The sequence below is a fragment of the Psychrobacter sp. JB193 genome (assembly GCF_002285555.1).
Taxonomy (GTDB): domain Bacteria; phylum Pseudomonadota; class Gammaproteobacteria; order Pseudomonadales; family Moraxellaceae; genus Psychrobacter; species Psychrobacter alimentarius.
The window spans coordinates 1,675,771-1,702,113 of the sequence record NZ_NRGY01000001.1 but is presented as its reverse complement, the minus strand read 5'-3'; the positions used below and the strand labels follow the sequence as shown (position 1 = coordinate 1,702,113).

Annotated in this window: 22 protein-coding genes and 1 other annotated feature; of the genes, 10 read left to right on the top strand and 12 right to left on the bottom strand. The window is 44.6% G+C overall.

Translation table 11 applies throughout. From position 1 onward, the window contains the following. The first annotated feature begins 164 nt into the window (after positions 1 to 164). Complete coding sequence (gyrB, locus tag CIK80_RS07360) at positions 165 to 2,792, top strand: DNA topoisomerase (ATP-hydrolyzing) subunit B (RefSeq protein WP_095569423.1); 2,628 nt, start codon at positions 165 to 167, stop codon at positions 2,790 to 2,792. A 145-nt stretch (positions 2,793 to 2,937) separates the two neighbouring features. Here gyrB and rlmF read toward each other — a convergent pair whose 3' ends face one another. Further along, positions 2,938 to 3,975, bottom strand: a complete 1,038-nt coding sequence (rlmF, locus tag CIK80_RS07355) for a 23S rRNA (adenine(1618)-N(6))-methyltransferase RlmF (RefSeq protein WP_095569422.1) — start codon at positions 3,973 to 3,975, stop codon at positions 2,938 to 2,940. A gap of 65 nt (positions 3,976 to 4,040) precedes the next feature. Beyond that, a complete protein-coding gene (locus CIK80_RS07350) occupies positions 4,041 to 4,742 on the bottom strand; it encodes a LysE family transporter (protein ID WP_095569421.1) in 702 nt (233 codons plus the stop codon). Between the two features lie 204 nt (positions 4,743 to 4,946). Between CIK80_RS07350 and CIK80_RS07345 the strand changes: the two genes are divergently transcribed. Next, entirely contained in the window at positions 4,947 to 5,750 is an 804-nt protein-coding gene (locus CIK80_RS07345) for a crotonase/enoyl-CoA hydratase family protein (protein ID WP_095569420.1), read from the top strand. A gap of 93 nt (positions 5,751 to 5,843) precedes the next feature. Next, positions 5,844 to 6,503, top strand: a complete 660-nt coding sequence (locus tag CIK80_RS07340) for a hypothetical protein (protein WP_095569419.1) — start codon at positions 5,844 to 5,846, stop codon at positions 6,501 to 6,503. A 273-nt stretch (positions 6,504 to 6,776) separates the two neighbouring features. Here CIK80_RS07340 and CIK80_RS07335 read toward each other — a convergent pair whose 3' ends face one another. Continuing rightward, positions 6,777 to 7,271, bottom strand: a complete 495-nt coding sequence (locus CIK80_RS07335; protein WP_095569418.1) for a cupin domain-containing protein — start codon at positions 7,269 to 7,271, stop codon at positions 6,777 to 6,779. Between the two features lie 148 nt (positions 7,272 to 7,419). After that, positions 7,420 to 7,551 carry a hypothetical protein gene (locus CIK80_RS15500; RefSeq protein ID WP_257011701.1) on the bottom strand — a complete coding sequence of 44 codons (132 nt, stop codon included), beginning with the start codon at positions 7,549 to 7,551 and terminating at the stop codon, positions 7,420 to 7,422. 40 nt (positions 7,552 to 7,591) lie between these two features. Between CIK80_RS15500 and CIK80_RS07330 the strand changes: the two genes are divergently transcribed. After that, positions 7,592 to 8,755 (top strand): MalY/PatB family protein, encoded by a 1,164-nt coding sequence (locus CIK80_RS07330; RefSeq protein ID WP_257011700.1) that lies wholly within the window; start codon positions 7,592 to 7,594, stop codon positions 8,753 to 8,755. A 124-nt stretch (positions 8,756 to 8,879) separates the two neighbouring features. Here the strand turns inward: CIK80_RS07330 and CIK80_RS07325 are convergent, their stop codons facing one another. Together CIK80_RS07325 and CIK80_RS15495 are read right to left on the bottom strand one after the other, a co-directional pair. Next, positions 8,880 to 9,728 carry a hypothetical protein gene (locus tag CIK80_RS07325; RefSeq protein WP_095569416.1) on the bottom strand — a complete coding sequence of 283 codons (849 nt, stop codon included), beginning with the start codon at positions 9,726 to 9,728 and terminating at the stop codon, positions 8,880 to 8,882. Positions 9,729 to 9,853: 125 nt separating this feature from the next. Further along, positions 9,854 to 11,860, bottom strand: a complete 2,007-nt coding sequence (locus CIK80_RS15495) for a YadA-like family protein (protein WP_095569415.1) — start codon at positions 11,858 to 11,860, stop codon at positions 9,854 to 9,856. A 715-nt stretch (positions 11,861 to 12,575) separates the two neighbouring features. On the opposite strand from CIK80_RS15495, the gene guaA reads away from it, so the two are divergent. Continuing rightward, positions 12,576 to 14,186 (top strand): glutamine-hydrolyzing GMP synthase, encoded by a 1,611-nt coding sequence (gene guaA / locus CIK80_RS07315; RefSeq protein WP_095569414.1) that lies wholly within the window; start codon positions 12,576 to 12,578, stop codon positions 14,184 to 14,186. A gap of 80 nt (positions 14,187 to 14,266) precedes the next feature. Here the strand turns inward: guaA and CIK80_RS07310 are convergent, their stop codons facing one another. The 4 genes from CIK80_RS07310 to soxR form a co-directional block, all read right to left on the bottom strand. Continuing rightward, positions 14,267 to 15,106: an IS3 family transposase gene (locus CIK80_RS07310; RefSeq protein WP_257011714.1), complete on the bottom strand. Its 840-nt coding sequence runs from the start codon at positions 15,104 to 15,106 to the stop codon at positions 14,267 to 14,269. Continuing rightward, positions 15,094 to 15,612, bottom strand: a complete 519-nt coding sequence (locus CIK80_RS07305; protein WP_095569412.1) for a helix-turn-helix domain-containing protein — start codon at positions 15,610 to 15,612, stop codon at positions 15,094 to 15,096. The genes CIK80_RS07310 and CIK80_RS07305 overlap by 13 nt, the downstream gene beginning before the upstream one ends. Before the next feature lie 131 nt (positions 15,613 to 15,743). Continuing rightward, positions 15,744 to 16,196 (bottom strand): GNAT family N-acetyltransferase, encoded by a 453-nt coding sequence (locus CIK80_RS07300; RefSeq protein ID WP_062843464.1) that lies wholly within the window; start codon positions 16,194 to 16,196, stop codon positions 15,744 to 15,746. A gap of 85 nt (positions 16,197 to 16,281) precedes the next feature. After that, entirely contained in the window at positions 16,282 to 16,731 is a 450-nt protein-coding gene (gene soxR / locus CIK80_RS07295; RefSeq protein ID WP_084387205.1) for a redox-sensitive transcriptional activator SoxR, read from the bottom strand. Positions 16,732 to 16,836: 105 nt separating this feature from the next. Between soxR and CIK80_RS07290 the strand changes: the two genes are divergently transcribed. The 5 genes from CIK80_RS07290 to CIK80_RS07270 all read left to right on the top strand — a co-directional run bounded on the left by CIK80_RS07290 (position 16,837) and on the right by CIK80_RS07270 (position 23,901). Next, on the top strand, positions 16,837 to 18,012 hold the full coding sequence (locus CIK80_RS07290; protein ID WP_095569411.1) for an MFS transporter: 1,176 nt from the start codon (positions 16,837 to 16,839) through the stop codon (positions 18,010 to 18,012). Between the two features lie 89 nt (positions 18,013 to 18,101). Further along, a complete protein-coding gene (locus tag CIK80_RS07285; protein WP_095569410.1) occupies positions 18,102 to 18,623 on the top strand; it encodes an NAD(P)H-dependent oxidoreductase in 522 nt (173 codons plus the stop codon). Between the two features lie 151 nt (positions 18,624 to 18,774). Further along, a complete protein-coding gene (locus CIK80_RS07280) occupies positions 18,775 to 21,126 on the top strand; it encodes a hypothetical protein (protein ID WP_095569409.1) in 2,352 nt (783 codons plus the stop codon). 47 nt (positions 21,127 to 21,173) lie between these two features. Continuing rightward, positions 21,174 to 22,393 (top strand): IS3 family transposase gene (locus CIK80_RS07275; protein ID WP_095568366.1). Its coding sequence is split into 2 segments (ribosomal slippage): positions 21,174 to 21,450 and positions 21,450 to 22,393, totalling 1,221 coding nucleotides; the frame shifts between segments, so codons are not numbered across the junction. After that, positions 21,449 to 21,565: a sequence feature (AL1L pseudoknot), on the top strand. (Overlaps the previous gene by 117 nt.) Before the next feature lie 74 nt (positions 22,394 to 22,467). Next, positions 22,468 to 23,901 (top strand): hypothetical protein, encoded by a 1,434-nt coding sequence (locus CIK80_RS07270; protein WP_095569408.1) that lies wholly within the window; start codon positions 22,468 to 22,470, stop codon positions 23,899 to 23,901. A 105-nt stretch (positions 23,902 to 24,006) separates the two neighbouring features. Here the strand turns inward: CIK80_RS07270 and CIK80_RS07265 are convergent, their stop codons facing one another. Continuing rightward, positions 24,007 to 25,011, bottom strand: coding sequence for a YhdH/YhfP family quinone oxidoreductase (locus CIK80_RS07265; RefSeq protein ID WP_095569407.1), 1,005 nt, complete (start codon positions 25,009 to 25,011; stop codon positions 24,007 to 24,009). Positions 25,012 to 25,164: 153 nt separating this feature from the next. Further along, positions 25,165 to 26,142 carry a zinc-binding dehydrogenase gene (locus CIK80_RS07260; RefSeq protein ID WP_095569406.1) on the bottom strand — a complete coding sequence of 326 codons (978 nt, stop codon included), beginning with the start codon at positions 26,140 to 26,142 and terminating at the stop codon, positions 25,165 to 25,167. Positions 26,143 to 26,343: the final 201 nt, after the last annotated feature.

Here is a 26,343-nt window from a genome sequence, read left to right as displayed (position 1 = left end):
AAGCTCGTCAAATATCTTCTATAGTTTTGGCTAATAGCCTCTAAAAAATAACCCCTATCAAAATTTTTGACTATAAAAGTTAAGTCTAAAATAACGTTATGAGGCGTCGCCGTAGTGGTGCGTTAATGACAGACGGCTGATTATGGCTAGATTAAGGAATGCACATGAGTGATTCATTACCTACAGAGCACCAGCAACTGACATCAGACGGCGTTGCCGAAACGACTGCACCAGCTGCGGTTTCTGAAGGATTACCCTCTGATTATAGCTCCAAAGATATTCGTGTATTGCGTGGCTTAGAAGCAGTACGCGTGCGCCCTGGTATGTATATCGGTGATACAGATGATGGTACTGGTCTCCACCATATGGTCTTTGAGGTAGTGGACAACTCTATCGATGAGGCGCTTGCTGGTCATTGCGATCAAATTGACATCATTATCCATGAAGACGAATCGGTTAGTGTGATGGACAATGGTCGCGGCGTACCTGTCGATGTCCATCCAGAAGAAGGCGTGTCAGCAGCACAGGTCATCATGACAGTTCTTCATGCTGGTGGTAAGTTCGATGATAACAGCTATAAAGTATCAGGTGGCCTACACGGCGTTGGGGTATCGGTTGTTAATGCCTTGTCGAAAAAGCTTGAGATGAACATCTGGCGCGAAGGCTATCATTATCATCAAACGTACACTGATGGCGTACCGGATGCAGATATCCAGCAGATGGAAGCCACGGACAAAACGGGTACGCAGATTCGTTTTTACCCAAGTGCTGACGTCTTTACGGGTACTATCTTCGAGTACGATATTTTGGCCAAGCGTTTGCGTGAGCTGTCGTTCCTTAACTCAGGCGTGCGTATTGTTTTGACCGACGAGCGCATCGATAAGCGTCACGAGTTCGAGCATAAAGGCGGTCTATTAGAGTTCGTCAGCTATATCAATGCGGGCAAAGATGGCGTCAATGAAGTGTTTCATTTCAACAGTGAACAAGATGATGGCATCAGTGTCGAAGTCGCGCTGCAATGGACAGACACTTATAATGAAAAAGTATTGTGTTTCACAAACAACATCCCGCAGCGCGATGGTGGTACGCATCTATCAGGTTTCAGATCTGCACTCACACGTGGTCTAAACAGCTATATAGATCGTGAAAACTTATTCAAAAAAGAGAAGGTCGTCGCGACTGGTGATGATGCGCGCGAAGGATTGACCGCCATCGTTTCTGTCAAAGTCCCTGATCCAAAATTCTCAAGTCAGACCAAAGACAAGCTGGTATCGAGCGAAGTAAAATCGGCGGTTGAATCGGCGATGAGCGATAAGTTCAATGACTACTTGTTAGAAAACCCAAGTGCGGGTAAAGCGATTGCCAACAAGATTCTTGATGCGGCTCGCGCTCGTGATGCAGCTCGCAAAGCACGTGAGATGACACGTCGCAAGACCACATTAGACATCGCAGGGCTGCCAGGTAAATTGGCAGATTGCCAAGAAAAAGATCCAGCATTGTCAGAGCTATACATTGTGGAGGGTGACTCAGCAGGTGGCTCAGCCAAGCAAGGCCGTAGCCGTAAAACTCAGGCTATCTTGCCCCTAAAAGGCAAAATCCTGAACGTAGAGCGTGCCCGTTTTGATAAGATGTTATCGTCTGCTGAAGTGGGTAACTTGATTACTGCGCTTGGGTGCGGTATTGGCCCTGACGAATACAATCCTGATAAAGTCCGCTATCATAAAATCATCATCATGACTGATGCCGACGTGGATGGTTCACACATTCGTACCTTGCTATTGACCTTCTTCTTCCGTCAAACGCCTGAGCTGATCGAACGTGGTTATGTGTATATTGCTCAGCCGCCGCTTTATAAAGTGAAAAAAGGCCGTCAAGAGTTATACCTTAAGGATGACGAAGCGCTTAAAGCCTATTTGTTGTCATCGACTATTGACAACACCAAGCTACATATCAGTGCTGATGCCCCTGCGATTACTGGTCAGGCGCTCGAAACACTTTTAAATGACTATAACCAAACGCAGCTGATTAAAGCGCGCTTGCAGATTCGTTTCCCAGCGGTGATTTTGGATGCCTTAACGCATACACCGAAGCTTAGTACAGACATGACTTATGACAAGTCTGCCATGCAGGCTTGGAAAGACGCCATGCAGACTCAACTTGATGCGTTTGGTAGTGATCTAAGCCCTGAGATTGAATTGGTCAATATCCATGCGCCTCAGCCTGAAAACATGGATGCCGCTGCCGCAGATTTGCTGGGTATGACATCAGGCGTGGCCAGTCTAGAGAAAGCCGATTCAGACACGGAGACTGGTAACGAGGCGCTATCTACAAAGGCGCAGTGGCTACCACGTGTCACCGTCTATGTGCACCAGTTAGCGCATCATTATCTGCTCGATTCTAGTTTTATCAATTCAGGCGAGTATAGCAAGCTACTGCGTTTGTCTGCGGAGTGGAACACCTTATTGGAAGACGATGCCTTTATTCGCCGTGAAGCCAGTGCAGGCACGACCAAAGATATCCCCATCCGTGATTTTGATTATCTCTGGCAGCAGATGATGCTCGATGCTCGTCGTGGTTTAGCCATCCAGCGCTACAAAGGGCTAGGGGAGATGAATGCTGATCAGCTGTGGGATACGACAATGGATCCTGAAAACCGTCGTATGCTGCGTGTCACTATCGAAGACGCTATCGCTGCTGACCATATGTTCACTTGCTTAATGGGTGATCATGTTGAGCCGCGCCGTATCTTCATCGAAGAGAATGCATTGACGGTGTCTAATCTAGACATCTAAGCATCGCTTACTGGCATTTAAAATAAAAAATACCGCTTTCTTCATAAAAGCGGTATTTTTTTGTTTCACGTGAAACTTTGCTTATAACTTATAAGTTACAACTTTTTGTTTCACGTGAAACTTAGGCAAAGAGTATTTTTAGTAGTTACGCTTCGTCAGTATTGAAACGCCATGCCAAAACACGCGTGTTTTTTTGACCTTGACTCATCTCAATAATGCGCATTTGAGCTACATCCAATTGTTTGAGTAATAGCTGCAACGGTTTCACGTTTTCAGATTTTGAGACCAAAGTGGTAAACCAGCCAACGTGCTCTGCAAAGTTTTGACTCTCTTTTGCCATTTTTGTCAAAAAAGTAATCTCGCCGCCTTCACTCCAAAGCTCTTTATGCTGACCACCAAAATTGAGGTTTTGCGCCGCATTGCCTGATTTGGTTGAATGACGGCTTATTTGTTCGCTTTCATTTTTGCCGCGATGTCGTTGCAGGTTATGCTGCTTACGGCTATTGGCTTCCATCGCTTCTTCGAGTGACGCATGAAAAGGTGGGTTGCACACGACCACATCAAAGTAATCTTGACGACCGATGATATTTTTAAAGATAACCTTAGGCTCAGGTTGCAGCTTTACTTTTACCGCGCTTTTTAGCTTTGGGTTGGCCTCGCAAATAAGCGCTGCTGTGTTGACCGAAACGGGATCGATGTCACTTGCGGTAAAGCGCCAGCCGTAGCTTTGGCTACCGATGATGGGATAGATGGCACTGGCACCAGTACCAATATCGAGCGCATGGATCTCTTTACCAGTAGGCGGTGTATTATCGTCATTGACGTGCGTGGTTTGCGCCAGTAGATCGGCAATGTAATGGATATAATCCGCGCGTCCTGGGATGGGCGGACACAAGTAGCCTTCAGGAATGTCCCAAAACTTAACACCATAATAGTGCGCCAATAGTGCCTTGTTAAGGACCCGTACGGCTTGGTGGTCAGAGAAATTAATCGTCGGCTCACCCTTTGGATTGGTGATGGTGTGATCGGCAAGCTCAGGCAAAGCGCGGGTCAATACCGCAAAGTCATAGCGACCCTGATGCGGGTTGCGCGGATGCAGCTGACCGAGTTTTTTGGCAGTCTCGGGCGATCTATTTCTGTGATTATTGGCGGTCGGGCGACGGTTCATAGGCTTACTGGTCATAGTGTGGGGCTTTGATATCTGAATATAATCAACCAGTTTAGCAGATTTCACAAAAAACTAATGGCTTATCGGCTACGTAAAATAAGATTTAATCCCAATACAATCATCGCTGATCCCAAGACGCGGTCTATCCAATGCTCGAAGCGCTGAAATCTTTGGTGAATGGCAGGAATAGAGAGCAACATGACGACTGCGCTGAACCATGCCATCTGCAACACCATCATCCACACGCCATAGATAGCCAACTGCCACAGCGGGATATCGGGCGATAACACCAGCGTAAATATAGCAACAAAATACACGGGCGCTTTTGGATTAAACACATTACAAAAAAAGCCACGGCGTAAAATAGCAAAGGACGTTTCTGTATTTTCTGCTCTGTTAAACGACTTTTTGGTCGCGACATTCTGTTGAGACGGTACTGGTTGTGAAACGCTCGCGTCTGCATCTGCCGAATGGACTAAATTGGATGGTTTTTTGGGTTTGGCCCTAATACCTTGCCAACCGAGATAAATCAAATAGCCACCGCCTAGCCATTTAATCGCGGTCAATAGTGGCTGCGAATGGGCAATGATCGTTGCCAGTCCCAGCACCGAATAAATGACATGTATGCCCAAACCAAACGTGATGCCAAGACTACATATCAAGCCAGTGCGCCGACCCTTTGCTAAGGTTTGTTGCGAGACCAAAACGAAATCAGGGCCAGGCGAGGCAGCCGCGAGCAAGTGAACGCTGGTGATCAGCAAAAAACCGTGCCAAAATTCCATAAAGTGCTCTAAATGACGTCTTAATTGGCTAATAGTTGCACTTATCGCAAAGGATATCAACAGCTATTCACGTGCCTCTTTATGAACCACGACCGTCATAAATCCACGCGTTGCTGCTTGTGTTCTAAAGCAAGGGTGCTATATTAAAAACACAGTGAGAATCACTGCCTCACCCATTACGTGAATTTTGACAAGGATACAGTCATGACGACGGACAGCAATACCCATACCGACAACCGCATCACCTACGAGACGCAAGATCACATCTGCCTAATTGGTCTCAATCGTGCAAGCAAGCGCAACGCGTTTGACAGCCATATGATTCAGCAATTATCCGACGCACTAACCCATTACGAGCATGACAATGACCTACGCTGCGCGCTTATCTTCGCACATGGCGAGCACTTCACCGCCGGTCTGGATTTGATGGAGCTACAAGATAAATGGGACAAAGGCGCGTTTGAGTTTGATCACGATCAAATCGATCCGTGGGGCATCAGTGGTCAATTACGCAGCAAACCTGTGGTCGTCGCGGTACAAGGCACCTGCTTTACCGCTGGTATCGAGCTGATGCTTAATAGTGATGTGGTCATCGCAAGTGAGAACTGCAACTTTGCCCAAATGGAAGTGCTTCGCGGTATCATGCCGTTTGGTGGGGCGACGGTCAGGTTTGTACAAGCCGCTGGCTGGCAAAAAGCCATGCCCTATCTGCTTACTGGTAAGCGGTTTAACGCGCAAACGGCGGATCGACTCAATCTGATCAGTGAAGTGGTCGAAAATGGCACTGAATACGCGCGCGCACTCACGATTGCCAAAGAGATCTGCCAAGCAGCACCGCTTGGCGTGCAAAGTCTACTGTCGTCAGCACAAGATGTGAGCCGTAGTGGTGTCGGCGCGGCACTGGCCAATATCCATAGCTATCTGCCGGATCTGTTTTATTCAGAAGATGCGCGTGAGGGTGCGATGGCGATGGTTGAGCGGCGCGAGGCGGAGTTTAAAGGAAAGTAGCGAAATCATCGCTTGTGATATATGAAGCTAACATTCTAAGATTGAACGATTTTCTAACTATGCTAAAAGGGCCACAAAGGCTAACGACCACTTATGACTGATCATTTTTATTTACTATTATTTTTGCTGTTTTTGACTTTTATGCTCAGCTTGTCAGTGGTCATGTTTCTGAAATCCATTAATAAAGAAGGTGGCCTGTCAGATGTTTTGCGTGAAAAATTACAGCGCTGGCTACCTTTTGATTTTATGGAAGATCGCTTCAACATTGATAGGCCAGAATATGTTGGCTTACGGCAAGTCTTTAAACATGGCTTACGAGAAGATTATTTTTATATCAATATCGCAAAAAAAAGGCGCTTTATAGAGCTGAAAGAGTATATTGCCGTCAGAGACAAAATCAGTTTTTATGAGAAAAAATGGCGCTTTATCCTTTGGGTGATGCCTTTAGTGCTGATGGTTTGCATACCGTTACTGCCATTGCCGAATGGAGTGGATAAGTATGTAATGCTAGTACCTTTGGCATTATTGTTCTTTTCGATTCATAAATTAAGAGCAATGCCTTATAAGGATGAGTTTTTAGCTATCCAAAAGAGGATATTGCAGCAGATATATAACACTGTGTTTGATGACAATCGTTTTGATAGCATTGAGTTAGCCGTCAAATTAAGGAAAGTAAATAAGGTAAAAGTTTTATCCAATTATTATGAGTTAGAAGCAATTGTCGATCAGATGAACGCAAAGAGTATGAAATAGGGTTGTATTGATAGTGGATTGGGCGAGCTTCTCTGTTCATACGATGCGAAAGAAGGTGTAATGGCTATGGTTGAGAGAAGTGAAGCGGAGTTAATTAAATATATTGAAAACTTAATTTTGGCTAATAGAAACAATGCTTTAGATGAATATTGACAAATTTATTCTTACATGGAGGTTTATACAAAGCTATGTTTTTATAATATAAGCTAATATAAAGCCTCCTATTAATCTAAAGTAACAAGTAAAGCTTCCATCTTAAAGATAACACTACCCTCAAACCTCACCCAAATCTTCTAAATCCACATACTCTTTTTTACCATGTATGTTATACATCTTGCGGTCAATTTCTGGATACAAGGTAATGTCAATCGGTGGTCGGCTGCCGCCCATCAGATACGTGGCATCGGCATCGCTATCATTGCGCATCGAGTGCGCCGCGCCATGTGCAGGGAAGCCCACAAAGTCACCAGCACGCAATTGATAATGCTCATCGCCATAGCGCAGCGACAGCTCACCTGACAGCACATAAATGAACTCATCGGACTCCTCGTGATAGTGGTGCGTCGTCGTCTCATCGCCTGCTTTCACGCGTACGAGGTGCAAGCCAAACTTCGTGAGACCGACGATGTCGCTGAGCGAAACCGTATGGCGAATGGCGTTCTCATTGAACTGATGGACGTGTCTAGTCTCGGTGGTGTAATCGATATCAGACTTGGTTAGGACGTAAGCGTGCGTGTCCGTCTGCGGCTTTTGGTCAGGTAAGGTCATCGTCTCTCTCCGTGATTGATGTTTTGAGTGTACCTCACTATGAGCCAGTCGTGCTAGGTGTCAAACGTGGTAAAAGAGAGGTGTCTCAGTAGCATGGTGATATAGTCAATTCACTTTAAAAAGCGATACAAAGCTGCTGGGATACATTTTACGCCGCCTCTGTCAGCGCAGACACAGCAAGCAAGTAAAATTTATACCAGTAGCGAATCAAGATGGATGTATCGATTTTATTTTGAGATGACGATATACCCATAAAGCGATTGGTTCTGACGGCGCTCATGTTGTACCCTAAGGGATTATTTTTGTGTGAGGAGAGGCCAGTGTTATACAACTTTGATGAAGTCATCGACAGACGGAATACAGGATCGGTCAAATGGCACTATAGCGATGACACAATTCCGCTATGGGTGGCAGATATGGACTTTAAAGCCGCTGCGCCTATTTTACAGTCGATTGAGCAAGTCACGCAGCATGGCATATTGGGTTATACCAAACCCACCGAGGCGCTATACGATGCGATTATTGACTGGCATCGCAGTCGTTATGATTTGCAGCTGGACAAAAGCAATATCTTGTTTTCCCCAGGGGTGGTGCCAAGCCTAGCGCTGATGATGCACGTCTTTACCGAGGTAGGGGACGCGGTACTAATCAATGATCCCATTTATGCGCCCTTTATGAGTAAGGTTGAACAAAATAGCCGCACGCTTGTGACCTCAGCGCTCAAAGACGTTGAGGGACAGTATCGTCTGGATTTGACGGATATCGAAGCCAAAATCACCCAGCATGACGTCAAGCTGTATTTATTGTGCAATCCGCATAATCCGGGCGGGCGCGTATGGACGGCTGAAGAGCTTGAAGCGGTTCTGACCTTATGTAAAAAATACAATGTCGCTATCGTCAGCGATGAGATTCATCAAGATTTGACCTTGAGCGGACACACATTCACGCCCTTATTAACGCTAGCAACAGGCTATGAGCACAAGGTGGTGAGTCTGACCTCAATGACCAAGACCTTTAATATCGCTGGTATCAAAGGCTCAATGATATTTGCTAAAGATGAGGGGTTAATCAAAAAAATCAGTCAGCAGCAGCACTTAAATGATGAATATGAGCTGAATTTGTTTGCTTATACGGCGATGCGTAGTGCCTATGAGCAAGGTGGCGCATGGCTCACGCAAGCGCTTGAATATATTGAGGCCAATATTGATTTGACAGTGCGATTTTTAGAAGAGTATTTACCTGATATTAAAATCATGCGTCCAGAAGCGTCTTATCTGATTTGGCTGGATTGCTCTGCGTATGCCAAAGATGATCAAATGCTCTATGACACGTTGAGAGCCGCCAAGGTTGAGTTAAATGCAGGGATCAAATACGGTCAGGAAGGGCATCTTAAAATGCGTATCAACGTGGCTTGTCCCAAAGCGCTACTGACAGAAGGGTTAAATCGTATTTATCAAGCGTTAGAGAACAGCAGCAAGCATTGATAATACCAACATGAGAGCTGGGTACTACTTTTATTTTAGATGAATGAAAGCCATAAAAAAACCCTGCCATTGCAGGGTTTTATTGATTTCGATTAAAGGAATGCTCTCTACTTTTATAATCGGCTTATTGAGCAGACTTATAATAGTCAACCATCATCGTACCCAACGTGCCGTTTTCATCAATGGTTACTATCTTGACAGTACCCGACTGCGATGCTGTACTAGCGTTGACTTGACCGGCATTGCCTAAGACGACTTGATTTCGATTAGCTGCTTTTGTGCTGTTACCAATAGCGATGCTATTTAAACCACCTGCCATTGCCATATTACCAATCGCTACAGAAGACTCGCCCTGTGCCATTGCTGCTTCACCAACGGCAGTGGCACGCATGCCACTAGCATCGGCTAAATGACCAAACGCTTGCGCACGCTCTCCTGTCGCTTTTGATTGCCAACCGATAGAAGTGGAGCCTAGACCCGCTGCATTGGCTTGACCGCCAACCGCAGTGGCAGAGTTCATACCAGCTTTGGCTTGGTTACCGACCGCAACCGTATCATTCGTGCCACCAGCCATGGCAGCTTCACCAACGGCGGTTGCGCGTACGCCACTGGCATCGGCTAAATGACCGAACGCTTGTGCGCGCTCCCCTGTCGCTTTTGATTGCCAACCAATAGAGGTTGAGCCTAGACCCGCTGCGTTGGCTTGACCGCCGACCGCAGTGGCAGAGTTCATACCAGCTTTGGCTTGGCTACCGACCGCAACGGTATCGTTGGTACCGCCAGCCATTGCCGCACTGCCACAGGCGAAAGCCGTTTTAACATTGCTGGTCGCACCTAAAATAGTGGTCGCATTTGCATCATTAAGTTGACACTCAGACGCCATGACAGCCGTGGTGCCCAGAGAAGCGGCCGCAACTGCTAGGGCAAGGGTAGTGATCTTCAGTGTAGAGCGTGGCAAAAAATCCATTTTCATTGTTTTTTATCCTGTGTTTTAAAAGCTTTGAGACTTTTAATTGATTCGGTTGGGTGTTGAATAAAATAACGCTTGTCTGCTGCACTCAGCTTATTTTGTGAATGCAACAGACCGTTATCAGTGATTTACCAAGCAAACGTGACGCCGCCACGTGCGCCGACTTTGCCAGTATCCGCACCAACACCAGCGCCAGCTGAAATGGTCACACTGTCAGTTGCTCGTCCAGCAAATGACGCGCTCACAGCAGTGCTGCCATTATAGTAACCAGTACCAAATCCCATGGCATATCTTTTACCTGAAGGAATGACTGGCGTTTCCATAGACAGCGCCATTGCGATACCGTCTTCTGCTTCCTCTAAACGATCTTCTTGACGATTGTATTGTCTACGTAAGTCGCTGAACTGTTGTGATGTGGCGAGCGAGTCTATGCTGACACTGGTACCTAATGTGCCATTTGCATCTGTGGTGACGATATTGGTGCCACCTGATTGTGAGGCTGTACTGGCTTGGAGTTGACCTGCATTACCCAACACGATCTGGTTGTCACCTGCGGCATTTGCGCCATTACCGATAGCAATACTGTTTGTACCACCCGCTGTTGATTCGTTTCCTAAAGACACAGAACCAGCGCCTTGTGCTTGAGCCGCTTCACCCACTGCAGTCGAGCGTACGCCAGTTGCTTTGGCTAAATGACCGAACGCTTGCGCGCGTTCAGCAGTTGCAGCTGATTGCCAACCGATAGAGCTTGAACCCAAACCAGCAGCATTGGCTTGACCGCCCACAGCGGTGGCTGAGTTTTGACCTGCATTGGCCAAGTTGCCGATAGCGACTGTATCGTTTGTACCGCCAGCCACTGCTTCATTACCTAAAGCAACAGAGCGCTCGCCTTGTGCTTGCGCAGCTTCACCGACTGCGGTCGAGCGCACGCCCGTTGCTGAAGCTAAATGCCCAAAGGCTTGAGCGCGTTCAGCACTTGCCGTGGATTGCCAACCCATTGCCGTCGCACCTGCTTGAGTCGCTTGCGCTTGAGCGCCAATAGCTGTTGATGAGGTGCCAGAAGCAGTGGTTTGACGCACGCCACTTCTGTCGCCACCTATTGCAACGGCATCCAAACCTGAGGCTACTGATTGATTGCCGATAGCGATGGCATTGTCTGAACTGGCATTAGCCGCTTCACCGACTGCGGTTGAGCGTACCCCACTGGCATTGGCGAGATGACCAAATGCCTGTGCGCGTTCGCCCGTGGCTTCTGATTGCCAACCGATAGAGGTTGAGCCTAGACCTGCTGCATTTGCCTGACCGCCCACAGCGGTGGCTGAGTTTTGACCTGCATTGGCCAAGTTACCGATGGCGACCGTATCGTTTGTACCGCCAGCCGTTGATTGGTTTCCTAAAGCCACAGAGCGCTCTCCTTGTGCAGCAGCATCTTCACCGACTGCGGTAGAGCGAACGCCAGAAGCACTGGCTAAATGACCGAATGCTTGAGCACGCTCGGCGGTAGCCGTTGCACGCCAACCGATAGCAGTAGCACCCGCCGTATCACCTGTAGAGATGAGATTACCTTCATTTAAGTTAGTACCTGCCGCTACCGTTCCAGTAAAAGCCTCGCCACCTAACACCGTTGTCGAATTACCATTGGCTTGAGTTTTATTACCCACCGCCACAGTATCGTTGGCTCCGCCAGCAAAAGCATCTTCACCAACTGCGGTAGATCGAACGCCAGAAGCACTGGCCAAATGACCCACTGCCGTCGCTCTTTCTGCGGTCGCTGTTGCACGCCAACCGATGGCAGTAGCGCCTGGCGTACTACCAGTAGAGGTGAGAGCGCCTGCATTTAAATCAGTACCTGCTGCTACGGTTCCAGTGAAGGCTTCGCCGCCAACGGCTGTTGTAGAGTTGCCAGTGGCATTTGCGGCATTACCGATAGCGACGGTGTCGTTAGCACCACCAGCGACTGCGGCATTGCCACAAGCGAGTGCTGTGACACCATTACTGGTTGCGCCTCCAACAGTGCCATCATTGAGTTGACATTCAGCCGCCATGACGGTGGTGGTACTAAGAGAAGCGGCAGCGATTGCAAGAGTGAGGGTGCTGATTTTGAGGGCTGAGGGCGATAACAATTCCATTTTCATTATTTGTATCCTTTTGAGAAAGCCGTCATGGCTTTACGGTGGTTTGGTTGGATGTTGACAGAGATCATTGCGCACTTGGTATCAAGACGCTCCGACATGAGTAATCTAACAATTGACCATCTAGTAGTGCAGGTAGTGGGACTAGGTCACTTACGGGTCACGTACTTAAAGGAACGATAATAGATTGGCCTAAACGCTGTCCTGCGATTAACGAACCAACCTACTGCGATATGTCAAAACATAAGCCATTTACTGCATTCAAGATTTTTTTGCTTGGAATAATGGCATATTGATGGCTCACATTATTGGCAATCACTTCTTTACTGTACACGGTTATATAACAAAATTCGACTACTAATCGGGGCTTATTGTTAACAAATCCTACATAAACTAAGGGATGAGAAAAGCTATTTTGTAAGCAAAAGTTTCAAGCAAATACAGGATTAGGGAATGACTATCGTTCTCAAATACAGTTGTACCTGACCTTGATAGTAAAGATCATTAAAAATTATTCTCTAGGTTAAAAGTAGAAGAGCAAACTATTAGCAATAAAAGACCGCCTCATGAAGTGCCTAAATAGAAGATAGTTAGTGCTATAAAATATTTTTTCTGAATAAAGTGTTTGAAACACGAAATTTTGCTGAGGAAGTAACCCTGATGCGGCCTAAACTTGTTAAAATAGGGCACCAATTTATCAATTGATGGATATCGATTTATGACTACTGCTGCTGCCACTCCCACCATTAAAGAAGATCGCATCTTAATTCTCGATTTTGGCTCACAATATAGCCAGCTAATCGCTCGCCGTGTACGCGATTCTGGCGTGTTTTGTGAGATGTTACCTTATGATATCGACACCCAGCGCATCACCGAATTTGGCGCAAAAGGCGTTATCTTATCGGGTGGTCCTGAGAGCGTACATGCAGAAAATAGTCCACGTATCAATGACGCTGTATTTGAGTTAAATGTGCCAGTATTGGGTATCTGTTATGGCATGCAAGCAATGGCGGATCGCTTCGGTGGTCAGGTTCATGCCAGTGATATTCATGAGTTTGGTGCAGCGACGATTGAGGTGACAGGTCATTCGCATTTGACCGAAGGCATTGAAGACAGTAAGAGTGAGGCATCGTTAGCCAAGCTTAATGTGTGGATGAGTCACGGTGACAAAGTCATCGAAGCACCTGAAGGCTTTGATATTGTAGCCAGCACTCCAAGCTGCCCAATCGCGATTATGGCCAATGATGACAAGCAATACTATGGTCTACAGTTTCACCCAGAAGTGACGCACACCCTGCAAGGTCAAGCGCTGCTTAGCCGTTTTGTGCATCAAATTTGCGAGTGTGCGGGCGAGTGGACGCCAGACAACATTATCGATATGCGTGTGGCGCAGTTAAAAGAGCAAATCGGTGATAAGCAAGTGTTGCTTGGTCTTTCAGGCGGCGTGGACAGCTCAGTCGTCGCAGCCATTTTGCATAAAGCCATTGGCGATCAGCTGACTTGCGTGTTTGTTGATAATGGTCTCTTGCGTCTGCATGAAGGCGATCAAGTCATGCAAGTGTTTGCCGAAAACATGGGCGTGAAAGTGATTCGCGTCGATGCCGAAGACTTGTTCTTAGATGCATTGGCGGGCGAGTCTGATCCAGAGAAAAAACGTAAAATTATCGGTAAAACCTTCATCGACGTATTCGCTAACAGCGCACGTGAAGTGAGCGAGCAAAGCGATGGTAAAGTCGTTGAGTTCTTAGCACAAGGTACGATTTACCCAGACGTGATAGAGTCTGCCAAGTCACATCAAGGCAAAGCTCACGTCATCAAGAGCCATCACAATGTTGGCGGATTACCAGACGACTTAGCATTTGAGTTGGTCGAGCCGCTACGTGATCTCTTTAAAGACGAAGTGCGCAAATTGGGTATTACGCTAGGCTTACCAGAAAAAATGATCTATCGTCATCCGTTCCCTGGTCCAGGTTTGGGCGTGCGTATCTTAGGTGAAGTCAAAAAAGAATATGCTGATATTCTACGTTTGGCAGATGCGATCTTTATGCAAGAGCTTGAGCGTTCAGGCTGGTATGAAAAAACCGCACAGGCATTTGCTGTATTCCAACCAATCAAATCGGTCGGTGTGGTGGGTGATGGCCGCCGCTATGCATGGGTCATTGCGTTACGTGCCGTTGAAACAGTGGACTTTATGACAGCGCGCTTTGCGCATCTGCCATATGAGCTGATTGAAACAGTCTCAAATCGCATCATGAATGAAATCGCGGAAGTATCACGCGTGACGTACGATGTGTCAAGCAAGCCACCAGCGACGATTGAGTGGGAATAATCCTTCCTTAGACATTGTTAAATAGTTATAAAAAAAGCCCACGTGATTTGAACTGACCCCCGAAACTTGGACGGTTTAGTTTATATCAAGGACTGAGTTCTGTACTGCACAGGACTCAGTCCTTTTAGTTTCAGCTGAATACGATCATTATTGTAATAATGCATATACTCATGAATCTGTTGTTCTAACTGCTCGATGGATTGAGGCTTATCAATATAAATGGTCTCACACTTTAATGTACCGAAGAACCCCTCCATGAGCGCATTATCCAAGCAGTTGCCTTTTCTGCTCATGCTTTGCTTGATACCATGCTGTTTTAGCACCTGTGCAAACGGCTGCATTTGATAATGCCAACCTTGATCAGAATGTAGCATGAGTGTCTTATCCCGACACGCTTTCGTCTTTGCTAAAGCACGACCTAGCATATTGCTTACTAAGTCATAAGTCGGGCGCTTTGAGATTGTATAACTGACAATCTCATTGTTATAACAATCAAGTATGGGTGATAGATACAGCTTATCATCACCCACCTTAAACTCAGTAATGTCGGTGAGCCAGCGCTTATTTGGTTTATCTGCATGAAACTGGCGCTTTAAATAGTTCTTCGCAATCTTACCTTGTATGCCCTTATAAGAGCGGTACCTTTGTCTTCGAATTCGCGCACTCAAGTTTAAACAACGCATAAGCTTAGCAATGAGTTTATGATTGTGATGACCATCTAACTGCTTTAGTGCGGCCGTGACTCTACGATAGCCATACCTACCTTTATGCTGATGGTACAACTCAGTAATACGCTGTTTTAAGTCTGCATATTTGTCTTTAACATCAAACTGACACCTATGGTAGTAAAAGACACTCTTGGCCATCTTAGCAATGTCTAGCAAAGTAGATAAAGGGTGTTCTTGCCTCAATGCTTCAATGAGCCTTGCTTTTTGCCTGCTTGTTCCTCTGCTTTGAGCAAGGCATCGAGCTTTTTTAGGTAGGCAACCTCCGCACGTAGGTATTCATTCTCACGCTTTAATTCTGCTAAGGTTTTCTCATCATCAGGTTTGTCTGTCATAAAGGGTTTATTCATGGCGGCTCTACCTTTAGGTTTGGATATGAGTCCAGATATACCATGAAAACGATACGCTTTGTGCCAGTGACTGATGAGCGCAGGTGAGCTGATGTTAAATGTCAGTGCAACTCCAGATTGACTTAAGCCTTGCTCTAACATGACTGTGAGTACTTTAAGTTTAAACTCACTGCTGTATTTGGCCTTACTTGTCTTTGGCTTGATCGCTTCTATACCACCGCTTTGGTATTGCTGAACCCATTTATGTACAAACTTTGCATTCACGGCAAACACCTTACCAGTCGCAGGTCCGGTATGTCCTTGCCGATAGTATGCGATGACTTGCATCTTAAAGTCTAGATCGTAACGCATAAAAATACCCCATAAGTTGTGTCCAACTTATGGGGGTCGGTTCAATTGTGGGCTTTTTTGAATCTGAATGTTTGATAAAGCTATTAATGGCAATAAAAAATAGTGTACGTCAGTTACAGATAGCGGAGAAATTATTTTTCCAAAATCATATCAATATGCGGAATGTCATCTTCTAAATACATGTCTGAGGTTCTGACAAAGCCATGTTGTGTATAAAACGCTTCTAGATACTCTTGCGCGCCAATCTCAATAAATTCATTGGGCCATAAAGACTGACAAGCTCTCAAGGCTTCTTCTAACAGTTGATGACCAATACCGCCGCCGCGATGATTGGCTGAGATAGCAACACGGCCAATACTGACGGATGGATAACTCACGCCTTTTGGTAATAAACGGACGCAGGCGATAAGCTTATCACCGGCATAACCTAACAAGTGATAAACGTCTTTTTGATGATCTTTATCATCCAATTCAGGATATGGACATTTTTGTTCAACCACAAACACGTCCACTCTGAGTTTAAGGAGTTGATACAGTTGGATGGTTGTTAATTCAGTGAAAGGCTTGAGCTGCCAAGTTATCATAAGGTTTCCGTCTGATTATGGATAATACGCTACTGTAGCAAGGTTGGTAGATTAGGTCATGACTCATTGTTGATTAAGACTGTGTTTATCCCGTCAGCCGCTGTGGCCCTGCGCCTCTTTTACCCAATTCATCATAAGGATTGAGCAGTTTACAACGCTCAAGCGATAGGCAACCACAGCCGATACAGTCGCTCATCATGTCTCTTAACTCTGTTAACTGTACGATTTTTCGATCAAGCTCTCCTTGCCATCTGATGCCCAGCGCCTCCCAGTCTTCAAGGGTAATGCGAGTATGATTTGGCAATTCTTGAAGTTCTAATAATATGTCTTCTAGCGAAAAGCCTGTACGCTGTGCCACTTGAATCAAAGAGACGATACGAATGACGTGCTTTGGATATTGCCGATGATTTGAGACATTTCTTTGGCTTTTGATTAGCCCTTTTCTCTCGTAGAAATGTAAGGCTGATATCGATACGCCTGTCCTTTCACTAAGTACACCCACCGATATCCATTCAGGAATGAGTTTTTTTTGCATTTTTCGCTTGACCTCAACTTAGGTTTAGGTAGCAGAATAGGCGCAAATCAATATGAGTTCAAGTCCAATACTTGAGCGCACAGGCGACCAAAAAGAGAACAATCCATGAAAGTTAACGTATTAGCATCAAGCTCACTATGCTTGCTTTTGATTTCTACTTTAACCGTGATGTCCAATGCGACCATTGCACCTGCGCTACCGGGTTTGGCCAGTGAGTTTTCGGGAACGCCTTCTGCTGATCTTTTAGTAAAAATGCTGCTACCGATACCCGCGCTGTTTGTGGTGATTTTTGCGCCTATCTTAGGCTGGACCGCAGATAAGTTTGGTCGTAGAAATCAGATTATTCTCTCAACCTTTATGTTTGCGATATCGGGTGCAGCAGGCGCAAAACTGGCAGGACTGGAGGCCATCCTCATCAGTCGCGCACTCTTAGGTATCTGTGTCGCGGGTCTGATGACGGCCATCACGGCTTTGATAGCGGATTATTTTTCTGGCCAACAACGCAGTCAGTTTATGGGATTGCAACAAGCATTCTCAAATATCGGCGGCATCATATTTATCGTCACCGCCGGATATTTGGCCAGTATTAGCCCACGCTTGCCATTTTATATTTATGGACTTGCCATTTTTTTGGTGCCGTTGGTGTTTGTCTCTATCAAAGACAATAAATCTATCAACCTCAAAGACGATCAACTGCCAGACGATAGCGATGTAAATAGTGGCTGGAAACGAATCCTTGCAGGCTGTGCTATTTTTCTTTTTTGTCACTTAATCGTCTTTTATATTCTACCAACGCAAATACCGTTTTTTATGGTTGATATCGGTATTATAGACCCAAGTAAAGCTGGGTTGGCTATGGGTGCAGGCACACTTGCAGCAGCGATATCCGGTGTCTTTTTTGGCAAGCTTGTCGCTAAGATTCATAGTCATGGTGTGGCGTTTGCAGGATTTATGGCCATGAGCGTGGGTATGTTGGTGCTCTCACAGGCCAGCTCTTTTGGCTTAGTTGCCCTTGGGTGTGCGCTCATGGGCGTTTGTATGGGCCTTGTGATGCCAAATTTTATGGTAACAGGATTGGCGTTTGTCCCCAGTGACAAGCGGGGACTGGCGTCAGGTATACTGACAAGCAGCATTTTTATCGGACAGTTTGTGTCACCACTGGTAACGTCTGCGCTTATCTCGGCACTGGCTTATAGCCATTTTTATTTGGTAACGGCGGGCTTCACGTTAGCGCTGGCAGTCGCAAGCGCCTTAATGCTAAAAGCGCAGTCCGTATCATAATATGTGGTGGTGTCGCATCACATCTAACCGCAACGCGTTTTTTACTCTCACGACAAATTAAAAATAACAACGATCATAAGGATTTTATAATGAAAGTACTAGCCTTTGGTACCAGCAACAGCAGAAATTCAATCAATCAAAAATTGGCTCGCTATAGCGCGGCGCAAATCGATGATGCCGATGTCACTCTACTCGACATTCATGACCTTGAGATGCCAATCTTTAGCGAAGAGCGCGAAAAAGAAAGCGGTATCCCTGCTTTCGCGCATGATTTTTATCAAGCGATTGGTGAGGCGGACGCGATTGTCATCTCGTTTGCTGAATACAATGGCTCGTATACGTCTGCTTATAAAAACTTATTTGACTGGGCATCACGCATCGATATGAAGGTGTATCAAGACAAGCCAATGATTATGCTGGCCACGTCACCAGGCCCTAGCGGCGCTCAAAGCGTGCTTGCTGCGGCAGAAGGGTCAGCGCCATTCTTTGCAGCTGATGTCAAAGGCGCACTGTCATTGCCCAGTTTCTTTGATAACTTTGATGTTGAGACAGGCGTTGTCACTGATGAAGTGTTTAATCAAAAATTAAATCAGGCTATTAGCACGCTTTAATCCTTGATCTAACTGTAAGAATCACTCAAAAAAACACTCAACTTGATTGAGTGTTTTTTTTGTGCGAAGAATTTAATTTAGGAATGTTAAATTCTATATATAATAAATAAACGAGAATGCCATTAAATAAACAAAAAATGAGAAATATAAAATGAAAAGCTTGGAGCTCACTGTTGAAGACATCACATCATTGAATGATGGCGACTTAAGAGAACTAATTGGACGCTTATGCGAAGCTGAGTTTTTGCAGCAGCAATTGCCCTTAGCTGATGTGACTTGGGGAGGCGCACAGGAAGCAGCCGATGGCGGACTTGATGTGAGCGTTGATAGTAATAGCCGACTAAAGCAACCTAATTTTATACCAAGAAACTGTACAGGCTTTCAAGTCAAAAAGCATTCGATGGGTAAGGCAGCTTGTCATAAAGAAATGTTAGATGGTAGTAACCCTAAACCAATTTTGTCAGAAATTGCTGATAAAAAAGGAGCTTACATCATTGTTAGTGGTAAAGATGATTGTTCCGATAAAATGTTAAAAGATCGTTTAGCTGGTATGCAAGAAGCCGTCAACTCTCTAACTAATAAAGACGATTTACAGCTCGACTTCTATGGTCGAGATCGTATTTTATCATGGTTGCATCTATATCCAAGTGTGACTTTATGGGTTCGCCAAAAAGTTGGCAAACCTCTATCTGGCTGGAAACCTTTTGGTAGGTGGGCGGCAACTCCTATCGCCTTAGAAGATGATTTTATTACCGATGACCATCGTTGTGTAAGCGATAGTAGTTTAGGTAATCAAAATTCATTAACAGTACTTGAAGGTATTAAAGCGGTACGCGATAAACTCCGAGGAAATAACAGTATTGTACGTATTACAGGAGTTTCTGGAGTCGGTAAAACTCGATTTGCTCAAGCTCTATTTGAACAAGAAATTGGAGATGAGCCTCTACCATATACTAATACGATTTACGCCGATTTAGGTGAAGATTTAGCTCCTTCAGCATCGGAAATGGTCGACTATCTTATTGCTAACAATAGCGATACTTGCATAGTTCTTGATAACTGTCCTCCTGATATCCATCGAACCTTACAGAAAAGGATTGCAGCAAGTAATGCAAAGATCAAACTACTATCAATTGAATATGATATTTCTACTGACAAACCAGAAGAGACTCAGGTTATACATATTGAACCAGCTAGTGAAGATACGGTATCACTACTTTTGCAAAGGCGCTTTCCCAAATTAAATAAAACGAACTGCGATAAAATTGCAGAGTTTTCTGGAGGTAATGCAAGAGTTGCTTTGGCTTTAGCTGATCAAGTAGATATTAACGAAAATTTAAGTCAGTTGTCAGATGAAGAGTTATTTAAGAGACTTTTCCACCAGAGAAAACAAGTAGATGTTAGTTTTTTAGAAAGTGCAGAAACACTCTCTCTAATTTACTCTTTTGACATTTCAAATGAAAATAATGAACTGTTAGCGTTAGGTCGCATTTCAGGTATCGAAAGTAAGACCCTGTACCGTCACCAAGCAGAGTTACTTAGACGGCATATTGCTCAAAAGCGTGGTAATTGGCGAGCCGTCCTTCCTCATGCCATTTCTAACAAACTTGCTAGACGTGCATTCGAAAACCTTGCCATATCTCAGATTAACACTGAGCTATTTAAAGAAGAAAATGAGCGTTTACTCATGTCTTGTGCTCATAGAGTCAGTTATTTGCATAATAGCTTAGAAGCTCAGGCACTAGCTGAAAGTTGGATACAAGAAGGCGCACCATTGTATAACCCTGCTACATATAGCCCTATCCACCTAAAATGTTTTAGCTATATTGCTCCTGTTATTCCTCAGGCAGCACTTTATCTACTTGAACAAGCTTGCCAAAACGCTGAATTTGCTTCTCGAAATAACCCTAACTTTAATCAGTTTGTTGGGCTCTTACGTCAGCTTGCTTACGATGATGAATATTTTAATCGTGCTGCAAATCTTCTACTCAAGTTTGCTGAGACTGAGAAAGACGGTGAAAGAAACAATAGTATTGTTAACTGGATGGAAAACTTATTTTCCTTATATTTATCAGGGACAGAAGCGACACCAAATAAGAGACAAGCATTTATTAGAGATCTTTTTCAATCATCCAATCCCAGATACTATGAAATAGCGAAGGTGTTACTTAATAAGGCTTTGCAGACATCTTCTTGGCGTTCTTTTGCGTCATTTGAATTTGGGGCACACAAAAGAGGAATGGGGTGGCAACCTTCTACTCAGGAAGAATGGAAGGACTGGTATTCTGGATTAATAGATATTTTACAAGAGTTATTGCATTCAGATGATACTGTACAGGTTGATATAGCAAAACAGCTCATTGTCTCCAACTTTAACGGCCTTTGGGTTAATTCTAGATGCTGTAGCAAGCTTGAGGACATTGTTAAAAACTATGGTAAAGACGGCGTTTGGCCTGAGTTATGGAAAGAAATTAAAAGTACTAAGGCTAACTTTACAGTTTGAACCGCCCCGAGATTGTCGGAGACTCAACTTTCTGAGAGAATACGACAATGAAAACACGAAACTATACCCCTGAAATGAAAGAGCGTGCGGTTCGCATGCTCATTGAAGCCAAAGACGAATATCCTTCCACATGGTCTGCAATTCAAGCCATTGCCCCTAAGATTGGCTGTACGCCTGAAACCTTGCGGTCATGGTATAAGAAGCACATCGATCAAACCATACCTGCTAATGTTCAAGCTCAAAGCCAAGCCGAGCGCATCAAAGCGCTTGAACGTGAGAACAGAGAATTAAAGCAAGCTAATGAGATTATAAGGAAAGCAGCTGCTTTTTTCGCCCAGGCGGAAATAGACCGCCCACCGAAGTGATGATCAAATTTATTGATGAGAATAAGTCAGAATATGGGACCCAAGCCATTTGTAGAGTCTTGCCGATTGCTCCATCAACCTATTACCGTGCTAAAGACTTGGAGAGCTGCCCTGACAAGCGCTCATTACGCAGTCAACATGACGACTTCTACATCAGTGAAATCAGGCGCATCTGGCAGGACAGCAAGTGCCGCTACGGTGCGCGTAAAGTCTGGCAGCAAATGAAGGCTGACGGCAGTCATGTGGCTCGTTGTACGGTAGAGCGGTTAATGAAGCAGCATAGCATGCAGGGGGTTTGGCGCGGTAAAGGTAAGATAACCACCAACAGCCGTGATGACCAGAAGCGCGCTGATGATTTGGTCAATCGCAACTTTAGCGCACGCCACCCTAACCAGCTGTGGGTGGCTGATTTTACCTATATCAAGACGACAAGCGGCTGGGTTTATACTGCTTTTATCATTGACGTGTTTGCTCGCGCTATCGTGGGCTGGAAGGTATCTAATCGTATGAACACCGATATGGTGATGGCAGCACTAAACCAAGCAATAGCAGATAGAAATAATCCAAAAGATGTGATTCATCATAGTGATCGCGGGGTTCAGTACTTGTCTATCCGCTATACAGACAAAATGACAGATTCTGGTGTGATCGCCTCTGTTGGTACAACGGGTGATTCATACGATAATGCGTTGGCTGAAACGGTTAACGGGCTGTATAAAACGGAGGTGATTGATTATTTAAAACAGCAGTGGCAAGGTGTGAATGATGTTGAATTAGCAACCCTTGAATGGGTGGACTGGTTTAATAAAAAAAGGCTGCATAGTGCGATTGGCTATGTGTCACCTTTTGAGTTTGAGAAGCGGTATTATGATAATCTTAATCTGTTAGGCATTGCTGCTTAACTTGAATAAACAGTCTCCGATATAGTCGGGGCGGTTCAGTTGGGTCCGATAGTAAATCAATTAGACGTTTGGAAATGCTAGAAAAAATTACTGCTCCAAAAGATATTAATACAGAGATTTATGCCTATATATTTTCTAATACTTGGGATCATATAACATATGGTGGTAACGAAAGTCCTTCTGACTATAGAAAAGAAATTATTACGAAAGTAAAATCTTTAGGAGAAGAAGCTGCTCAAGATACCAGTCTTATTGAAGGCTTAGGAATTGATTTGTGGCAAGAAAGATTTGACTCGTTTATTCATTTTGGTGAAGGTCTTGCTTTAGGAAGCCCTGATCTAATAGAAACATTCAAATACCTAGCCAATCTTATCCAAGATGTGCCAGTCGAAAAATTAAACCCTTCTGTGCTACATGGATTTATTAAACAGGTATATGAACAGGATTCTAGTCTCGCACGTATTATGCAAGAGTCTACTCTTGAGATAAGTAACCTAAAAGAACATTTTGTCTTCTTGCTTTGTAGTACGCCATTGGCAGAATGGAGTATCCAAAAGCTTATCGATCTAGTGACTAAGCAGGAGATTAATGCATCTCAGTTCGAGATGATAGCTTATGGTCGCACTCATGAAGCAATAAGCGACAATGAGTTATCTGAACTATTAGATAGAATAATAAGTATGGAGCAAGGTATATATGCCGCTATAGAAATTCTTAGTATGCGTTTTTATATAGATAAGAATAGTAGTTATCAACCAACCTCTACTATATTGTCAGCAGGACGTAACGCTATTAAGAAAGCAGTTTCTCTAGGTAGTTTAAGAAATTTGCGCAGTCATTCTTTGAAAAGTATAGCCAATTATTGCTTAGAGTCATCAGTACCTCAGAACGAAATAAGCGACATATTATATTTAATCAAAAAAGGTATTGAAGAGCATCGTATATCTAGCAAAGATATTGAACCACTTATGGTTGTGTTGCTCAAGAATTTTCCAGAGATGGTGCTCGAAACTATATTATTTGATAACAATCAGCTTTCAGAGAATGACTTGATGTATTGGCAATTTTTTGATCAATATGATGGAGTTTCTCTCAATATAGTACCTGCCCAGAGACTTTTAGACTGGTGTAATAATGATCAAGCTAAAATCCAACAAGTGGCAAACTTACTTGATATATATACTCCAATAGAAGAACCACTTTTCCCAACAGTGGACAAAAGGCCTGTTGAACTAAGCGGCCATATAAAAGCAATTTTTCACACAGCTAAGAACAAAGACAAAATAGTTGAAATTATATATGACGAGATAATGCCAAGTGGCTGGTCAGGTTCTCTGGCAGATGTTTTGGAAACAAGAGCCAAAGCCTTTTCCGAATTAAGCAACCATGCTTCTGTAGAGATACAGAAATTGATTGAAGAGAAATTAGCTTTAGTTAATCAATGGATACAGAAAGAGAGAGAAAGAGAAGCACAAGAGCATAATCAACGTGAACAACGCTTTGAATAATGTAGTTCTTTTAACTCACTGTAAGCTAGAGTATTAATTGGCTAAGAAAAAAGCAGCCCCCCACAAAGGAGCGCTGCTTTTATTTATCTGTCAAAAAACCAAATCCTAACTCCGCAGATTCACCACATAACGCCCCACGGTTTTACTCGCGATAAACCGATCCAAATATTCAGGCGTTTGCGCCAATGTAATCTCTTCGCCATAGCTTTCCAGATTAGGCAGTTTCATGTCGGTAGCCACACGCTGCCAAATCGCCTTTTTATCTTCCAGTGGAATATAGACCGAATCAATACCCAATAACGACACGGCTCTTGTGATAAACGGCATGACCGTCATCGAAAATTCAGGGGAGGCCGCCAATCCGCAGCTGGTGACCGCGCCGCCAGCTTTGGTCTGTTTGAGCAAGTTGGCTAAGTAATCGCCGCCGATGGTATCAATTGCATTTGCCCATAGCTCACGGCCGATAGGTTTTTGTCCGATCTCATTGATGGTATCGCGATGACGGACTTCGCTTGCGCCCAGTGCTTTTAAGTGTTCGCTTTGTTCAGGTTTGCCTGAAAATGCAATCACCTCATAACCCAAGTGTTTCAAGATTGCGATACTGATGGTACCCACGCCGCCCGTGGCACCTGTAACTGCAACTGGGCCATCACTGGGTTTTGCGCCCATTTTTTCTAGCTTTTGAATACTTAAGGCTGCTGTCAAACCGCCAGTGCCATATATCATCGCTTCTTTTAATGTTAACGATTCTGGACATTCTATCGCCCAGTCAGCAGGTATCGAGATCATTTGACCAAGACCACCTGCGGTGTCCATGCCGAGATCATAACCAAATACCACGACTTCTTGACCTTCTTCAAAGGTGCCAGACTTGTCGCTGATCACGACACCAGCGGCATCAATACCAGGTGTGTGCGGGTAGTGCTTGGTGATTCTTTTATTGCCTGATGCTGACATGGCATCTTTATAGTTGAGTGATGAATAATGCACTTCAATAAGCAAGTCGTTTTCGGGTAAGTCAGTGAGACTGCGCTCTTGGATGCTTTTGTTAAAGTTGCCATCAGCGTCTTCTTCGACGACTAAGGCGTTAAAGGTTGGTTGGTTTGACATGGTGATATCCCTATTTATTTTTTGTTGTTGGTATTTATGAGTGACTGTTTGGCTTATCTATTTAAGCAAAAAAAGCCCACCGTATTGTTATATGAATACCAATGGGCTTTTGCATGTGTTTTGCGTGAGTAGACTTTGACAGTCAGTTAAATATTAAGGTTTTAATAACACTTTACCGTTTTTGCTGGATTGCAAATCACCATCGACCGCCTTTTTGACATCTGCCAAATCAAACGTGGCTTCGACAGGCAATTTTAGATTGCCATTGGTCGCGCGTTCGATCAGCTCATCAATCAAGCGTTGTTTGTTATCGACACTCATCTCTTGGCTAATTTTGCTGCCCCAGAAGCCTTTGATAACCGCTTGTTTAAAGATGATATTGGTTGGGTCTAGGTTCATTGGCTTACCTGACATAATACCAAACGATGCCAACGTGCCACCATGACCGAGCAATTCTAGTAAGTCATTACTAGACTCACCGCCAATTGAGTCAACTGCCGCAATTATCTTGTCATCGCCCACGAGTTTACGAACCTGATCTTTCCAGTCGTCATCTGAGGTGTTGATATTGTTTTTGATACCCAGCGCGTCCAGCTCTTTTATCGCGTCCGCACTACGGACGACATTGATGGTATTGATACCGCGGGCAGCGGCCAGCATCGCAAGTGATTTACCGACTGCCCCATTGGCTGCATTATGAATAACCCATTGATCTTCTTTTAATTCTAAGAATTCAATGAGCATCAAGGCGCTAAGCGGCATGGCAATAAGCTGGCCTGCAATTTGATCTTCTAAGCTGTCAGGAACGGCAAATACCATGTCTTTTGAAGCCACAAAGTACTCTGCCCATGTTGCTTGTACGCTGGCTGCTGCGACGCGCTGACCGACTTTGATGTCTTTCACATTATCCCCAATCGCATCAACGATACCGACGGCTTCACTACCACCGATGGCTGGCAGTTCTGGTTTAAAGCCATACTGACCGCGAATGGTGAGTAGATCATGATTGTGAATAGAGGCCAGTATGGTTTTGACTCGTACCTCATCGGCTTTTGGTTCAGGAATAGGGCTGTCGCCAAGACTTAAGACTTCGGTGGGTTTGCCAAATTTACTGTAAGTTGCGCTACGCATGGGTGTGTCCTTTTTATTTATTTTGAATGAAGTAATCGTATATGACTGAATAGATTATTATTGGTTGATTGTCAGCTCATTCATTATTATCAGTTCATTTATCAATGATTAGTTATCAGTGCTCCGTCAAGAAGCGCGTTATCCGGTCACCACAGTAGCAAGTCCAGCTTATGGTTATCAGTACTTATTTGGTTAAATAAG

Excerpts from the sequence above, each read along its gene's own strand:
- CIK80_RS07340 (WP_095569419.1), top strand. The coding sequence starts at position 5,844 with ATGACTGATCATTTTTATTTACTATTATTTTTGCTGTTTTTGACTTTT.
- CIK80_RS07290 (WP_095569411.1), top strand. The coding sequence starts at position 16,837 with ATGAAAGTTAACGTATTAGCATCAAGCTCACTATGCTTGCTTTTGATT.
- guaA (WP_095569414.1), top strand. The coding sequence starts at position 12,576 with ATGACTACTGCTGCTGCCACTCCCACCATTAAAGAAGATCGCATCTTA.
- CIK80_RS07265 (WP_095569407.1), bottom strand. The coding sequence starts at position 25,011 with ATGTCAAACCAACCAACCTTTAACGCCTTAGTCGTCGAAGAAGACGCT.
- CIK80_RS07325 (WP_095569416.1), bottom strand. The coding sequence starts at position 9,728 with ATGAAAATGGATTTTTTGCCACGCTCTACACTGAAGATCACTACCCTT.
- CIK80_RS07280 (WP_095569409.1), top strand. The coding sequence starts at position 18,775 with ATGAAAAGCTTGGAGCTCACTGTTGAAGACATCACATCATTGAATGAT.
- CIK80_RS07350 (WP_095569421.1), bottom strand. The coding sequence starts at position 4,742 with ATGGAATTTTGGCACGGTTTTTTGCTGATCACCAGCGTTCACTTGCTC.
- CIK80_RS07300 (WP_062843464.1), bottom strand. The coding sequence starts at position 16,196 with ATGATAACTTGGCAGCTCAAGCCTTTCACTGAATTAACAACCATCCAA.
- CIK80_RS15500 (WP_257011701.1), bottom strand. The coding sequence starts at position 7,551 with ATGAGCGCCGTCAGAACCAATCGCTTTATGGGTATATCGTCATCTCAA.
- CIK80_RS07285 (WP_095569410.1), top strand. The coding sequence starts at position 18,102 with ATGAAAGTACTAGCCTTTGGTACCAGCAACAGCAGAAATTCAATCAAT.
- CIK80_RS07335 (WP_095569418.1), bottom strand. The coding sequence starts at position 7,271 with ATGACCTTACCTGACCAAAAGCCGCAGACGGACACGCACGCTTACGTC.
- CIK80_RS15495 (WP_095569415.1), bottom strand. The coding sequence starts at position 11,860 with ATGAAAATGGAATTGTTATCGCCCTCAGCCCTCAAAATCAGCACCCTC.
- gyrB (WP_095569423.1), top strand. The coding sequence starts at position 165 with ATGAGTGATTCATTACCTACAGAGCACCAGCAACTGACATCAGACGGC.
- CIK80_RS07270 (WP_095569408.1), top strand. The coding sequence starts at position 22,468 with ATGCTAGAAAAAATTACTGCTCCAAAAGATATTAATACAGAGATTTAT.
- CIK80_RS07345 (WP_095569420.1), top strand. The coding sequence starts at position 4,947 with ATGACGACGGACAGCAATACCCATACCGACAACCGCATCACCTACGAG.
- soxR (WP_084387205.1), bottom strand. The coding sequence starts at position 16,731 with ATGCAAAAAAAACTCATTCCTGAATGGATATCGGTGGGTGTACTTAGT.
- rlmF (WP_095569422.1), bottom strand. The coding sequence starts at position 3,975 with ATGACCAGTAAGCCTATGAACCGTCGCCCGACCGCCAATAATCACAGA.
- CIK80_RS07305 (WP_095569412.1), bottom strand. The coding sequence starts at position 15,612 with ATGCGTTACGATCTAGACTTTAAGATGCAAGTCATCGCATACTATCGG.
- CIK80_RS07260 (WP_095569406.1), bottom strand. The coding sequence starts at position 26,142 with ATGCGTAGCGCAACTTACAGTAAATTTGGCAAACCCACCGAAGTCTTA.